Below are 11,923 nucleotides of genomic sequence, written 5' to 3'. Positions count from 1 at the left end.
CGGCGTTTCAGGACGCCCTTTCGAACGCCAGGAGAGCCCCCATCGCTTGCGGGCGATCCGGTCCGTTGGCAGATGCGGGAAGCTGAGCGCCAGAATGCGCTGACTGTTCGCCTGGAGGACGAACGAGGTTTGGTTCGGCGACAGGGAGAAATTGGCGGTCATGGGGGTTCCACTCCAGAAGAAAGGAGAGCGGGGCCGGATTGCGGCTCTTCTCCAGCGTGAGACGGAAAATCGGATTGCCGATGCTGCCGGAAAGTTTCGATCCACCCGGCAACGGCCGCAGACCGGACGGGGCCGGCTCAACATGCAGACGGAAGGCCGCACTGCTTGCCTCCTCTGCTCCGGCCTGGCGGACAAGGAATAGCGGACGGCGGGCAGCATGCGCCCTGAGACTGAGCCTGCGGCTTTCGGTCAGGCCGAAATGGGCGGGATTGCCTCGCACTTCGAAGATAACGGCCGAGAAGGCAGCGCTTTCCACCGCCACCTCCGCCAGCCAGAGCGCCTCGTCCAGCTTGCGCGGCGCGGCATGGAGAAACCGCTCCGGGCTCAACCCGAAATCCCGAAGCCCTGGTGCATAGGGACGACCGGCCTCCAGCGTGCCGACGGCATCGCCAATCCAGAGCAACGGCATAAGCCTGCCGGCATCCGCTTCCTGTTTCTGCAGCCGCGCGGCAACAGCCATCGCCAGCCCGCTTGCCGCACCGGCATCGCGAGACAGAGCCGAGCGGAATTCGGTGATCGCATCGAGCGGCAACCCGCCTTCCAGCGCGCTGTCTAGAAACTCAACCCCGAACGCCAAGGGCGGCAGAACGCGTCTCCTGGGTATCTGACCTCCTGCCGCCAGGGCTTCCCGCTCCGCCGCGGCAAGCGCCGGCGCGAGCCTTCCCTCCAGTCTGGCGATGGTTTCGCGGAGCGCAAAAAGCCGCTCGCGCGCCAGGGCGTGCTGCGCCATGGCGTTCTCCAATTCGTCTTGTTCCTGTTATGTTCTTATAGATTCCAGAGAGCTAATGAAGAGTCAACGGCCATTTTCTATGAATTTATTCCTGCCTTTGATTCCGCACTCGAAAATCGGCGATAAAGGTTCTATATGGGCCCGCAAAGGAAGGAATATTCATGGCCCGCATAGACCAGAGCGATGATTGGCGGGACCGCCATGCGCCGACGATCAGCACCTTCGAGTCGCTGGCGATGGAGGCCTATAGCCATTTGCCGGATGAATTTCGCCAGCTGACGACCAACCTCACGATCGAGATTGAAGATTTCCCCGATGACGACGTTTTCGAGGACATGGCGCTGGAAACCCCTTTCGATCTGCTCGGCCTTTTCGAGGGCAGGGGCATTTCCGAACGTTTCACGCTGGAAACCGGCGAGATGCCGAACCGCATCCGCCTTTACCGCCGCCCCATCCTCGATTACTGGGCTGAGAACGACGAGACGCTCGGCGATATCATCACCCACGTCCTGATCCACGAGATTGGTCACCATTTCGGACTGAGCGACGATGACATGGAGCGGATCGAGGCAAGCGCCGAGGAAGCCGCCGAGCGCTAAAACCTCACTGCTCTGAGAGCTTCATCTCAGGATCGTAATCCTTGCCTTCGACATGCTTGACGACGGCCTGGCCGCACTGCATCGCGCCGGTCGCGGCATTGAAAGCATAGGTCGGCGAGCCCTCCAGCGACCAGCCCTTGTTGAGGGCGGCGGTGACCTTGTGGCAGAAGGAAGCATCGTCTGGACCGGTCAGGAAGCGGTAAAGTTTCATTACATCGTCTTTCGTGCTGCAATCTGGCGGACTGCGATCAGGCGGGCTTTATGAACCAGACTTTCCGCCTGGGCAAGATGCAGCCGCTCGATCATCCGCCCGCCTGCATTGATGACGTTCAGCCCATCGGAGGCGGGATCGGCAAAGGCTGATATGATCGCCTCCGCTTCCGCAATCGCCGCCGGATCGGGCCCGAAATGGCGGTTGGCGGGCTCGATCTGCGCCGGATGGATCAGCATCTTGCCGGCAAAACCCATGGCCCGGCCCTGCAGGCATTCGGCATCGAAACCCTGTTCGTCCCTGAAATCGTTGAAGACGCTGTCGATCGCATCGAGCCCGTAGGCGCTGACCGCAAGGACGACCTGCATCAGCCACGGCACGAGATAGCTCCTCCCCGGCTGTGGAAGCACACCGGTTTCCTTGCGCAGGTCGTTGAGCCCGACGACGAGACAATCGAGCCGCGAGCCCGGCATGCGCCCGGCTTCGGCGATAACAGCCGCATTGAGGATGCCACGCGGTGTCTCGATCATCGCCCAGATGCGCAGATCTTCAGGTGCTTCGGCCTCGGAGAGAAGGTCACTGAGCGCCATGACATCCTGCGGTTGGTCGACCTTCGGCAGCAGCACGGCGTCGGGATTGAGCGCGATTACCAGTTCCATGTCCGCCAGGCTGAAATCGGTGGATAGGCTGTTGATGCGGATGATCCGCTCCTTGCCTTCCAGCGGCCGAGCCGAAAAGAAATTCCTTAGATTTTCCTGCGCTTCCACCTTCTTTTCCGGCGCCACGGAATCCTCGAGATCGAAGATCACGGCATCGCAATCGACCGCATGGGTCTTTTCGAGGGCGCGGGGATTGATGGCAGGCACGCTCAGCACCGAACGGCGCAGGCGGGCGGAGCGGGTCGTGGGATTTCGGCTCATGGCGAATTAGTGCCAAGCTTTGACAGCCGAAGCAAGCAACCCACCCCAGAACATCGAGCAGAACAACAAAAAGCCATGCTTGCCTTGCAGAGAGGAAAGAGAAGGACCACATTCCTTTCCGAAGAAAGGTCTCTAACCATGCAGAACATTCGCTCCATCTTCCTCATGCTTGCCGGCGCCACCGTGTTTGTGGCCATGCTGCTTCTCACCTTTTCGGTGACGCTCGCCGTCGGCGGCATCCTGACCGTGCTCATGGTCGGACGTGCGCTTTCGATGAAGATGAAGCCCGCTCCGGTTCGTGCCAAGGCAAATAACGGCCAGCGCGAAATGCGGGTGTGGAACGACGGCCGCGGCACGATCATCGATCTCTGATCATCTTTTCGCTGAAAAATTTGGCCGACACTGTCGCATCGCGCTTCCATGTTACGTCTTTGAACCAGCCAGGCATTCAGCCCGCGCTTCAGAAACGAATGGAGGACAATCATGGATACGACGACAGAGAGCAACCCGACCAAGATGCCACCGGTCAAGAATGGCCTGTTGCCCTATCTGACGGTCGACGGCGCGGTGAAGGCTACGGAATTCTACAAGAAGGCCTTCGGCGCCGAAGAGGCCTATCTCGTGCCGGTCGACGAGAGCGGCCGAACGATGCATGTGCATCTTTACATCAACGGCAGCTCCCTCATGCTGTCGGATGCCTATCCCGAACACGGTCATCCCTTCAAAGGCCATGAAGGCTTCGCCATTCAGCTGGTGATCGACGATATCGATTTCTGGTGGGACCGTGCCGTGGCTGCCGGCGCTGATGTCGTCATGCCGGTCGAACTGATGTTCTGGGGTGACCGCTACGGTCAGCTTCGTGATCCGTTCGGCGTCCTTTGGGGCCTGAACGCGCCGTCCAAATAGGGGACAGCCGCAACCGGCGGACCGCGCGAAACGTCGCGTGGCCGCCGTCTGTGAAAAGATTCTCCTTCATTTCGGCGAAAAACTGGACTAGATGCAAATTCAGGAAGTAGATTTGCTGAAATGGAGCATGGATCATGGATAAATTCGTGAAGCTCACGGGCGTTGCAGCGCCGCTGCCGGTCGTCAACGTCGACACCGACATGATCATTCCGAAGGATTATCTGAAGACGATCAAGCGCACCGGCCTCGGCACCGGCCTCTTCGCGGAAGCCCGCTACAATGAGGACGGCTCAGAAAACCCGGATTTCGTGCTGAACAAGCCGGCCTATCGCGATGCCAAGATCCTCGTTGCCGGCGACAATTTCGGCTGCGGCTCCTCGCGCGAGCACGCCCCGTGGGCGCTTCTCGATTTCGGCATCCGCTGCGTCATCTCGACCAGCTTCGCCGACATCTTCTACAACAACTGTTTCAAGAACGGCATTCTGCCGATCAAGGTCAGCCAGGAAGACCTCGACAAGCTGATGGACGACGCCTCGCGCGGCTCCAACGCCGTCCTCACCGTCGACCTCGAAAACCTGGAAATCACCGGTCCCGATGGTGGCTTGATCAAGTTCGATCTCGACGAATTCAAGCGCCACTGCCTGCTGAACGGTCTCGACGATATCGGCCTGACGCTCGAAAAAGGCAAGGCGATCGACAGCTTCGAAAAGAAGAACGCCGCTTCGCACCCCTGGGCAGCCTGAGCCCTATCCAATCGGTTACCGATCAAGCCGGGCATTTGCCCGGCTTTTTCTTTACAGTGCCGCGCGTCTTTTCAGACGCGCAAAGGACGCTGCAACACTTTAAATTGCGGCACATCAGAGAAATTTCTCTTTCCAGGCTTCAAGCTTTTCGAGCGACACGCCGATGCCGCCGCAGACTTCGATAAGCGGATGGTCGAAGCGCTGAAGCAGCCCGGCATGCACATCGGCAACGGCAAGGGCCGCGCCGCAAGCCGGCTCGACCAGAATGCGCTGTGCATCGGCAAATTTCAGGCAGGCGGCAACGGCATCGGCGTCGCTGACGACAACACTTTCAATCGGATGCTGCTTCGGCAGGTCGAAGACATGCTGTGCCACTTGCCGCGCGCCGAGCGAATTGGCAATTGAGGTAATGGCGGGAAGGGTGATGCGCTCATTCGCCCTGAGGCTGGCGTTCAGCGAAGCCGCCCCTTCCGTTTCGACGGCGATAACAGGCACATCGAAATGCCCGTTTCGCTTCAAGCCCTCGACAATGCCCGCAAGCAGCCCGCCACCGCCGACGCTGGTGACGACGCAATCGAATTTTGCCCCCTTCGCCACCACCTCGTCGATCAGCGTTGCATGGCCATCCCAAAGAAGCGGATGGTCGAAGGGATGCACATAGGTTGCCTTGCGGCTTCGGGCGAGTTCGACTGCATGGGCATTGGCCTCATCGAAAACCGAACCATGAACGAGGACATTGGCGCCCGTTGCGGCAATCGTCCGGCGTACATCGGCCGCCGTCGTCTCCGGCACGACGATCGTGACTGGCACCCCCAGGGCCCGGCCGGCATAAGCCGCCGCAATACCGGCATTGCCGCCGGAGGCACAGAAGATCTCGCGCGCCCCATTGTCCACCTCGTACTGGCAAAGCCGGCCGACGCCGCGCAGCTTGAAGCTTCCGGAAGGCTGCAGCGCATCAAGCTTCAGCCAGAGCGGTTTGCCGCTGGCGCTATAGGCAGGTGCTGTCTGAACCAAGGGCGTGTCGAGATGGAGAGGTGCAAAGGGCATGGGGAACCATCCAGGGAAATAAAGGTAAGAGCTGCCTTTCTAATCCGTTTGCGGGCACAGGAGCAATCATCGCTGCTCAGAGCGATGCGTACCGATTCACCCCTTCTCTCGCTTGAAATGCCCATTTCCGGGGTCTAAGAAACCGCAACTTGTTTTTCCCAGGAGGGTTTCATGACAGCGCGCAATCTTTTCCTGCTGCCGGGTGACGGCATCGGTCCCGAGGCAATGGGCGAGGTCCGCAAGATCATCGCCTATATGAACGAGGCGATGCATGCCGGTTTCGTCACCGACGAAGGCCTTGTCGGTGGTTGCGCCTATGATGCGCATGGCGCTGCCATCTCGGAAGCCGACATGCAGAAGGCACTTGCCGCCGATGCCGTTCTCTTCGGCGCCGTCGGCGGCCCGAAATGGGATAGCGTGCCTTACGAAGTGCGCCCGGAAGCCGGTCTGCTGCGCCTGCGCAAGGATCTGCAGCTCTTCGCAAACCTGCGCCCCGCCATCTGCTATCCGGCCCTTGCTGCGGCCTCGTCGCTGAAGCCGGAGCTGGTCGAAGGTCTTGACATTCTGATCATCCGCGAGCTGACCGGCGGCGTCTATTTCGGCGAGCCGAAGGAGATCATCGACCTCGGCAACGGCCAGAAACGCGGCATCGACACGCAGGTTTACGATACCTACGAGATCGAGCGCATCGCCGGCGTTGCCTTCGAAATGGCCCGAACGCGGCAGAATCGCGTCTGCTCCATGGAAAAGCGCAACGTCATGAAGTCGGGCGTGCTCTGGAACCAGGTGGTGACCGAGACGCACAAGGCAAAATATTCCGACGTCCAGCTCGAACACATGCTGGCCGATGCCGGCGGCATGCAGCTGGTGCGCCAGCCCAAGCAGTTCGACGTCATCGTCACCGACAACCTCTTCGGCGATATGCTCTCCGACGTCGCCGCCATGCTGACCGGTTCGCTCGGCATGCTGCCGTCGGCCTCCCTCGGCGCGCCTGACGGCAAGACCGGCAAGCGCAAGGCGCTCTACGAGCCTGTGCATGGCTCGGCCCCCGACATTGCCGGCAAGGGCATCGCCAATCCGATCGCCATGATCGCCTCATTCGCCATGTGCCTGCGTTACTCCTTCAATCTGGTGAAGGAAGCCGACGATCTGGAAAAGGCGATCGCCAACGTGCTCGACAAGGGCATCCGCACCGGTGACATCATGGCCGACGGCGCAAGGCAGGTGGGCACCGTCGAGATGGGCGATGCGATCCTCGCCGAGTTCAAGACGCTTTCCGCCTGATATTTCACGTGAAACAGGATCCAACCCTTCGCATCGCGCATGCGGAGGGCTTTTTCTTTGCGGGCGGTGAAGCACGTCCCGCTTGGTCGAATTATCCGAAACGGACTATTCTCGGCCACAATCTCGTGTATTTTTGCGCCGGATTTTAGCGAGCGCATAATCCCGAAATCGGAAGCGATTTTCGACGAAGGATCATGCGTCAATTCAAAGAAATAGAGCGTCCTTAGCGTGTCCTGGTGGAAGCGCGGCGCGCTAGGCCAATTCGAACGGACGACGAAATGCGGGCATTTTGGGCTTCCCTGGACAGGCGCTGGCGCCGGAGCGACGTCGGCATGCCGCCTTTGCGCTGGCAGGCCTGCCTCTTCGTCACGATCAATGCCGTGATCCTTTCGATGCTGCTCTTCGACGCGCCGATCGGTGCCAGAGAAGCTCCCGCGCCGGTGAAACACCTCGGCGAATTGCTGACCGGTTTCGGCGATTCCGCCTGGCTGATCTACACCAGCATCCTGCTGTTCTTTCAGGGCCGGGCGGGTTACAAGCTTTTGAAGACGGCGCGCTCCAAGGCGCAGGCGCTTTATGTGAGCTGGATCGGCGCCTATCTCTTCGCCACCGTTGTCTTCTCAGGACTTCTCGCCAATCTGCTGAAGCGTGCGATCGGCAGGGCGCGTCCCGATCATTTCCACGACTACGGCATGTTTTCCTTCGCGCCCTTTTCGGGCCACTCCGCTTTCGAAAGTTTCCCGTCCGGCCATGCCACCACGGTCGGCGCCTTCTTCGCCGCCTTCGCACTTCTGTTTCCGCGCTATCGCGTTGCCTTCATCGCCTGCGCCATTTGGCTCGGCATGACACGTGTCATGGTCGGCGCCCACTATCCAAGCGACGTCATCGCCGGCCTTGCTTTCGGCGCCTGGTTCTCGTTGCTGACGGCGATCATCTTTGCGCGCTGTGGCCTGCTCTTCAAGCTGGCGCCGGACGGCTGGCCAGTCTCGAAGCGCCTGTTTCGCACTGCATAATTCAAAATGTCACAGCGTCCTTTGCACGTCCGAAAAGACGCGCGGCGCTGTAACATGGAAAAGCCCGGCGCATTGTGAGCGCCGGGCTTCTTTTCTTGAACGCTGAAGCGCCTCTCAATCCATGGCGTGGATATCCCTGTTCTTCGTTTCCGGCAGGAAGATCAGGCCGATCACCAGCGTGATCGTCGCAAAGACGATCGGATACCAGAGACCGTAATAGATATCGCCCGCGGCAGCGCTCATCGCGAAGGCCGTCGCCGGCAGCAGGCCGCCGAACCAGCCGTTGCCGATGTGATAGGGCAGCGACATGCCGGTATAGCGGATCCGGGTCGGGAAAAGCTCGACCAGCAGAGCGGCGATCGGGCCGTAGACCATCGTCACATAGAGGACGAGGACGAACAGCACGGCGATCGTGCCGATCCAGTTGACGCGAGCCGGATCGGCGACCATGGCGAAAGCGCCGCCATTGGCGATGTTGTAGACCGTCATGTCGGTGACGCCATTGGCCTCATCCGCGGTCAGCAGCTTGGTCTCGACCAGCTTCGCCGCCGGTACGGTTTCCTTCTCGCCGGCGCGCACGGCATCGGCGTTGAGCGACAGTTCCGGATTGGCTGCGATGAAGGCATCGAGCTTGGCATCCGGCACCTTGACAGCACCGCGCTTGAGCGGATAGCCGGCATCATGGAGCGCGATGTTGACGCTCTTTTCGAAGGCGGCGGTCATCCCCTTGGCCTTGTCGCCGGCAGCGACGACGTCGAAGCTTGGGACCGTCGCGTTGCCGACCTTCACCGTTGCCGGCTGTCCGGCTGTACCGGGCACGACGTCGTAAGGCACCGAGTTCCTGGTCAGGAACGCCGTCGCCACGTCGCAAGAGCTGGTGAACTTCGCCGTGCCGGTCGGGTTGAACTGGAACCTGCAGTCCGCCGGATCAGCTGTCACCGTTGCCCGAATCGAAGCCTGCGCTTCGGCAAGCGCCGGGTTTGCCGTCCAGGTCATCGCCTTAAACAGCGGATTATAGGTCACCGCCGCGATGAGAAGACCTGCCATGATGATCGGCTTGCGGCCGATCTTGTCGGAGAGGCCGCCGAAGATGACGAAGAACGGCGTGCCGAGGAGAAGTGCGATGGCGACCATGACATTGGCCGAGAACAGATCCACCTTCAGCACGTTCTGCAGGAAGAACAACGCATAGAACTGGCCGCCGTACCAGACCACCGCCTGGCCCATGGTGGCGCCGAGCAGCGCGATGATCGCGATCTTGGCATTTCTCCAGGTCCCGAAGGCCTCGGTCAGCGGCGCCTTGGAGCCTTTGCCTTCCGCCTTCATCCGCTGGAACGCCGGCGATTCGTTCATCTTCAGGCGGATCCAGACGGAAACGCCGAGCAGGACGACCGAAACCAAGAACGGAATGCGCCAGCCCCAGGCGGCAAACTGAGCCGCACCCATCAGGTATTGCACAAAGACGATGACGATCAGCGACAGGAACAGGCCAAGCGTCGCCGTTGTCTGGATCCACGAGGTGAAGTAGCCGCGGCGCCCGTTCGGTGCATGTTCGGCGACATAGGTTGCTGCACCGCCATATTCACCACCCAGCGCCAGACCCTGGAGCAGGCGCAGTGCGATCAGGATGATCGGGGCTGCGATGCCGATCGTGGCGGCGCCCGGCAGGACGCCGACGAGGAAGGTCGACAGACCCATGATCATGATCGTCACCAGGAAGGTGTATTTACGGCCGACGAGATCGCCGAGACGGCCGAACACCAGCGCGCCGAAGGGGCGTACCAGGAAGCCGGCGGCAAAGGCAAGCAGCGTGAAGATGTTGCGCGTTGCCTCAGGATATTGGGTGAAATAGGTCGCGCCGATATAGGTGGCGAGCGAACCATAGAGATAGAAATCGTACCATTCGAAAACGGTGCCGAGCGAAGATGCGAAGATGACCTTCCTCTCCTCGCCGGTCATCGGACCGGCCCTCGCGCCGTCGACGCTTGCGACATTTGCCATTGTCTGTCCTCCACAAAGTGATGAGCACGCGCGCGGCCTACTTTCCTCAAAGCATACCCCTGGCCACGACACGCCTGACGAGAGTGTGCCAGAAACGACAGATCAAAAAGAGAGATGCTTTGGGATTATGACTTTAGTCTAATGGCGCCACGCTTTGTCATGCGCATCAAGCTCGCCACCGCCGTGACGATGGAGCTGCCGGAGGTTTGGAAGAAGGCTTCACCGCGGATTGTGATGTGCACCGTTACGCTCTCAACGCCTGCGCCGGCGATTGCCGGTAGGCGAGCACTGCCGGCAGCGCGGCAAGAATTGTGGCAAAGGCAAGCAGCACCGCCGCAAGCCCGGCGTCTTCCCGCGCGAAGCCGACCGGCATGGCGACCCCACTCGTTTGTGAGAGCATGCCGGACAAGATGAGGGTCGCGGCATAACCGAGCGTGAATCCGAGTGCGATGCCGACCGCCACCAGGAAAAAGAATTCCAGCCAGACGATGCCGAAAATCGCGCCGCGCGGGGCGCCGAAGGCCCTGAGTGCGCCGATCTGACGGCGGCGCTGGCCGATATGGATGACCGTGACCAGCACCAGCGAGGCTGCGACGAGAGCTTGCGCGCCAAAGGCGACCGCGACGAGGATCTGTTTGGCGTCGCCGAGCGTGGCGTAGAGATTGGTCAGCACCTCGCCGGGAAAGACGGCGACGGTATTGCCGCTACGATAGTCCTGCCGCAGCTTGTAGGCATCGGCGATCGTCTTCGGCTTGACCAGAATGGCGGGAAGGCCGGGAGCCCCCGCAGTCCAGTTCTCATCAAGCGCGGCACCCGGATCGACTTCCCCGTGATGCTCATGCCCATCGTGATCGGCGCCGGCTTTCTCATGCGCATGCCCATGTTCGGCGCTATCCGTGCCCGACGCCGCTTCATGCTCGTGCTCGCCGTCCCCCGCATGGTCCTCCACCTCCATGCCATGGATGTGCCAGACGGCCTGGATGGGAACGAGGATCGCCCGGTCCCAGGCGGTGCCGGTCGGCCGCAGGCGGCCGGCGATATGATAGTCGAGCTCGGTATGGGTCTCGCCGCCCTCTTCCAGCGAACCGTGCATCGGCTTGATCTCGCCGCCGAGCGACAGCTTGACGGCGCCGCCGATCACGGCTTCGCCCTCGCGCGCAAAAATCTTGCCTTCGGCCAAGCCGCCGGACAGGTTCTGCGCCAGCATGGTCGTCGTACCGATGATCGGATAGCCGGAGAAGGAATCGCCGAAGCCGATCGGAGCTGCCCAATCGACTCGTGGATCCGCGGCAAGCCTGCCCAGCACGTCGCCCGGCATCAGCGGCAAGGGCGAGGGCTGCAGGAAGACGGAGGACAGCACGAGCTGTGTCTCGCTGCCGCCGGCCCCGATGACAAGATCGAACTTGTCGGCAGCGCGTGCGCTGCCGAGACGAAGCGCTCGCTCCTGCAAGACGACGGAAACGCCAAGCGCCGTCGCAAGCGCTACCAGCAGCACGACCACCAGCGATCCCGCCCAGAGGCGACGAAGATCGGAAAGGATGAAGCGGATCATGCAGCTTCTCCCGCCGTTGCCGCGGAATCTTCGCTGATCCGGCCGGAACCGAAGGTGATGCGCCGATCGAGGCGGCTGGCCAAGCGCTGGTCGTGTGAAACGACGATCAGCGTGCTGCCTTCGGCAACGGCCAGATCGAGGATGAGATCGCCGACCGTCTCGCCGCTTTCGGCATCGAGGCTTGCGGTCGGCTCGTCGGCGATGATGACGCCGGGCTTGCGCAGCAGCGCTCGGCCGATCGCCACGCGCTGCATCTCGCCGCGTGACATGGTTTCGATTTTCTGGCCGGGCCGCGAAAGACCGACCGTGCTCAAAAGTGCATGCGCCCGCTCGATGACATCAACTGTCGCAGCGCCGGCGAGCCGCGCCGGCAGCAGCACGTTTTCCACCGCCGACAGGCCGGGGAAGAGATGGAACTCCTGCATGACCAGGCCGATATTGGCCGCACGGAACCGGTCGCGCCGGCTTTCTGAAAAAGTCGCGATATCCTCGCCGTTCCAGCGGATGCGGCCTTGCCGTGTCCGCTCCAACCCGGCAACGATATTGACGAAGGTGCTCTTGCCGGAGCCGGACGCGCCTGTAATGGCGACCCTGCTGCCGGCATCGATCGACAGCCGGCCGATCGCCAATGCCGGCGAGGACAGGCCCGGGAAGGCAACGGTCAGGTTTTCGATATCGAGAGCGAGCATATCGGT

At 61.3% G+C, this 11,923-nt stretch carries 13 protein-coding genes; 6 read left to right on the top strand and 7 right to left on the bottom strand.

Annotated elements, in window-relative coordinates; translation table 11 throughout:
• Positions 1 to 7: 7 nt before the first annotated feature.
• Positions 8 to 952 carry an ImuA family protein gene (locus HFO99_RS33210; protein WP_261322935.1) on the bottom strand — a complete coding sequence of 315 codons (945 nt, stop codon included), beginning with the start codon at positions 950 to 952 and terminating at the stop codon, positions 8 to 10.
• Positions 953 to 1,113: 161 nt separating this feature from the next.
• Between HFO99_RS33210 and HFO99_RS00140 the strand changes: the two genes are divergently transcribed.
• Positions 1,114 to 1,551, top strand: coding sequence for a metallopeptidase family protein (locus HFO99_RS00140; RefSeq protein WP_003589582.1), 438 nt, complete (start codon positions 1,114 to 1,116; stop codon positions 1,549 to 1,551).
• Between the two features lie 4 nt (positions 1,552 to 1,555).
• Here HFO99_RS00140 and HFO99_RS00135 read toward each other — a convergent pair whose 3' ends face one another.
• Positions 1,556 to 1,762 carry a DUF1737 domain-containing protein gene (locus tag HFO99_RS00135; RefSeq protein WP_017962591.1) on the bottom strand — a complete coding sequence of 69 codons (207 nt, stop codon included), beginning with the start codon at positions 1,760 to 1,762 and terminating at the stop codon, positions 1,556 to 1,558.
• A complete protein-coding gene (locus tag HFO99_RS00130; RefSeq protein ID WP_222358281.1) occupies positions 1,762 to 2,682 on the bottom strand; it encodes an HpcH/HpaI aldolase/citrate lyase family protein in 921 nt (306 codons plus the stop codon). The genes HFO99_RS00135 and HFO99_RS00130 overlap by 1 nt, the downstream gene beginning before the upstream one ends.
• 138 nt (positions 2,683 to 2,820) lie before the next feature.
• Here HFO99_RS00130 and HFO99_RS00125 point away from each other — a divergent pair, with 138 nt between their 5' ends.
• The 3 genes from HFO99_RS00125 to leuD all read left to right on the top strand — a co-directional run bounded on the left by HFO99_RS00125 (position 2,821) and on the right by leuD (position 4,331).
• Positions 2,821 to 3,054, top strand: coding sequence for a hypothetical protein (locus HFO99_RS00125; protein WP_017962593.1), 234 nt, complete (start codon positions 2,821 to 2,823; stop codon positions 3,052 to 3,054).
• Positions 3,055 to 3,165: 111 nt separating this feature from the next.
• Positions 3,166 to 3,588, top strand: a complete 423-nt coding sequence (locus tag HFO99_RS00120; RefSeq protein WP_222249222.1) for a VOC family protein — start codon at positions 3,166 to 3,168, stop codon at positions 3,586 to 3,588.
• A gap of 134 nt (positions 3,589 to 3,722) precedes the next feature.
• Positions 3,723 to 4,331 carry a 3-isopropylmalate dehydratase small subunit gene (gene leuD, locus HFO99_RS00115; protein ID WP_012759503.1) on the top strand — a complete coding sequence of 203 codons (609 nt, stop codon included), beginning with the start codon at positions 3,723 to 3,725 and terminating at the stop codon, positions 4,329 to 4,331.
• Between the two features lie 114 nt (positions 4,332 to 4,445).
• Here the strand turns inward: leuD and HFO99_RS00110 are convergent, their stop codons facing one another.
• Positions 4,446 to 5,378, bottom strand: a complete 933-nt coding sequence (locus tag HFO99_RS00110; protein ID WP_222334808.1) for a pyridoxal-phosphate dependent enzyme — start codon at positions 5,376 to 5,378, stop codon at positions 4,446 to 4,448.
• A gap of 171 nt (positions 5,379 to 5,549) precedes the next feature.
• Here HFO99_RS00110 and leuB point away from each other — a divergent pair, with 171 nt between their 5' ends.
• Together leuB and lpxE are read left to right on the top strand one after the other, a co-directional pair.
• Positions 5,550 to 6,662: a 3-isopropylmalate dehydrogenase gene (gene leuB / locus HFO99_RS00105; protein ID WP_222358278.1), complete on the top strand. Its 1,113-nt coding sequence runs from the start codon at positions 5,550 to 5,552 to the stop codon at positions 6,660 to 6,662.
• 278 nt (positions 6,663 to 6,940) lie between these two features.
• Positions 6,941 to 7,675 (top strand): phosphatase PAP2 family protein, encoded by a 735-nt coding sequence (lpxE, locus tag HFO99_RS00100; protein WP_222334810.1) that lies wholly within the window; start codon positions 6,941 to 6,943, stop codon positions 7,673 to 7,675.
• 114 nt (positions 7,676 to 7,789) lie between these two features.
• Here lpxE and HFO99_RS00095 read toward each other — a convergent pair whose 3' ends face one another.
• From HFO99_RS00095 to HFO99_RS00085, 3 genes are all read right to left on the bottom strand, one after another.
• Complete coding sequence (locus HFO99_RS00095) at positions 7,790 to 9,676, bottom strand: MFS transporter (RefSeq protein ID WP_222358275.1); 1,887 nt, start codon at positions 9,674 to 9,676, stop codon at positions 7,790 to 7,792.
• Positions 9,677 to 9,920: 244 nt separating this feature from the next.
• A complete protein-coding gene (locus HFO99_RS00090; RefSeq protein WP_222358273.1) occupies positions 9,921 to 11,228 on the bottom strand; it encodes an ABC transporter permease in 1,308 nt (435 codons plus the stop codon).
• Positions 11,225 to 11,917, bottom strand: coding sequence for an ABC transporter ATP-binding protein (locus HFO99_RS00085; RefSeq protein ID WP_222358270.1), 693 nt, complete (start codon positions 11,915 to 11,917; stop codon positions 11,225 to 11,227). Before HFO99_RS00085 ends, HFO99_RS00090 begins: the two co-directional genes overlap by 4 nt.
• Positions 11,918 to 11,923 lie beyond the last annotated feature (6 nt).

This window comes from Rhizobium leguminosarum, from assembly GCF_019798305.1.
GTDB classification, from domain to species: domain Bacteria; phylum Pseudomonadota; class Alphaproteobacteria; order Rhizobiales; family Rhizobiaceae; genus Rhizobium; species Rhizobium leguminosarum_U.
Note: the sequence above shows the minus strand (reverse complement) of the source record. Positions and strands in the feature narration are given on the sequence as shown.

Coding starts and splice junctions, on each gene's coding strand:
- leuB (WP_222358278.1), top strand. CDS start 5,550: ATGACAGCGCGCAATCTTTTCCTGCTGCCGGGTGACGGCATCGGTCCC.
- HFO99_RS00140 (WP_003589582.1), top strand. CDS start 1,114: ATGGCCCGCATAGACCAGAGCGATGATTGGCGGGACCGCCATGCGCCG.
- HFO99_RS00085 (WP_222358270.1), bottom strand. CDS start 11,917: ATGCTCGCTCTCGATATCGAAAACCTGACCGTTGCCTTCCCGGGCCTG.
- HFO99_RS00090 (WP_222358273.1), bottom strand. CDS start 11,228: ATGATCCGCTTCATCCTTTCCGATCTTCGTCGCCTCTGGGCGGGATCG.
- lpxE (WP_222334810.1), top strand. CDS start 6,941: ATGCGGGCATTTTGGGCTTCCCTGGACAGGCGCTGGCGCCGGAGCGAC.
- HFO99_RS00130 (WP_222358281.1), bottom strand. CDS start 2,682: ATGAGCCGAAATCCCACGACCCGCTCCGCCCGCCTGCGCCGTTCGGTG.
- HFO99_RS00095 (WP_222358275.1), bottom strand. CDS start 9,676: ATGGCAAATGTCGCAAGCGTCGACGGCGCGAGGGCCGGTCCGATGACC.
- HFO99_RS00120 (WP_222249222.1), top strand. CDS start 3,166: ATGGATACGACGACAGAGAGCAACCCGACCAAGATGCCACCGGTCAAG.
- HFO99_RS33210 (WP_261322935.1), bottom strand. CDS start 952: ATGGCGCAGCACGCCCTGGCGCGCGAGCGGCTTTTTGCGCTCCGCGAA.
- HFO99_RS00125 (WP_017962593.1), top strand. CDS start 2,821: ATGCAGAACATTCGCTCCATCTTCCTCATGCTTGCCGGCGCCACCGTG.
- HFO99_RS00135 (WP_017962591.1), bottom strand. CDS start 1,762: ATGAAACTTTACCGCTTCCTGACCGGTCCAGACGATGCTTCCTTCTGC.
- HFO99_RS00110 (WP_222334808.1), bottom strand. CDS start 5,378: ATGCCCTTTGCACCTCTCCATCTCGACACGCCCTTGGTTCAGACAGCA.
- leuD (WP_012759503.1), top strand. CDS start 3,723: ATGGATAAATTCGTGAAGCTCACGGGCGTTGCAGCGCCGCTGCCGGTC.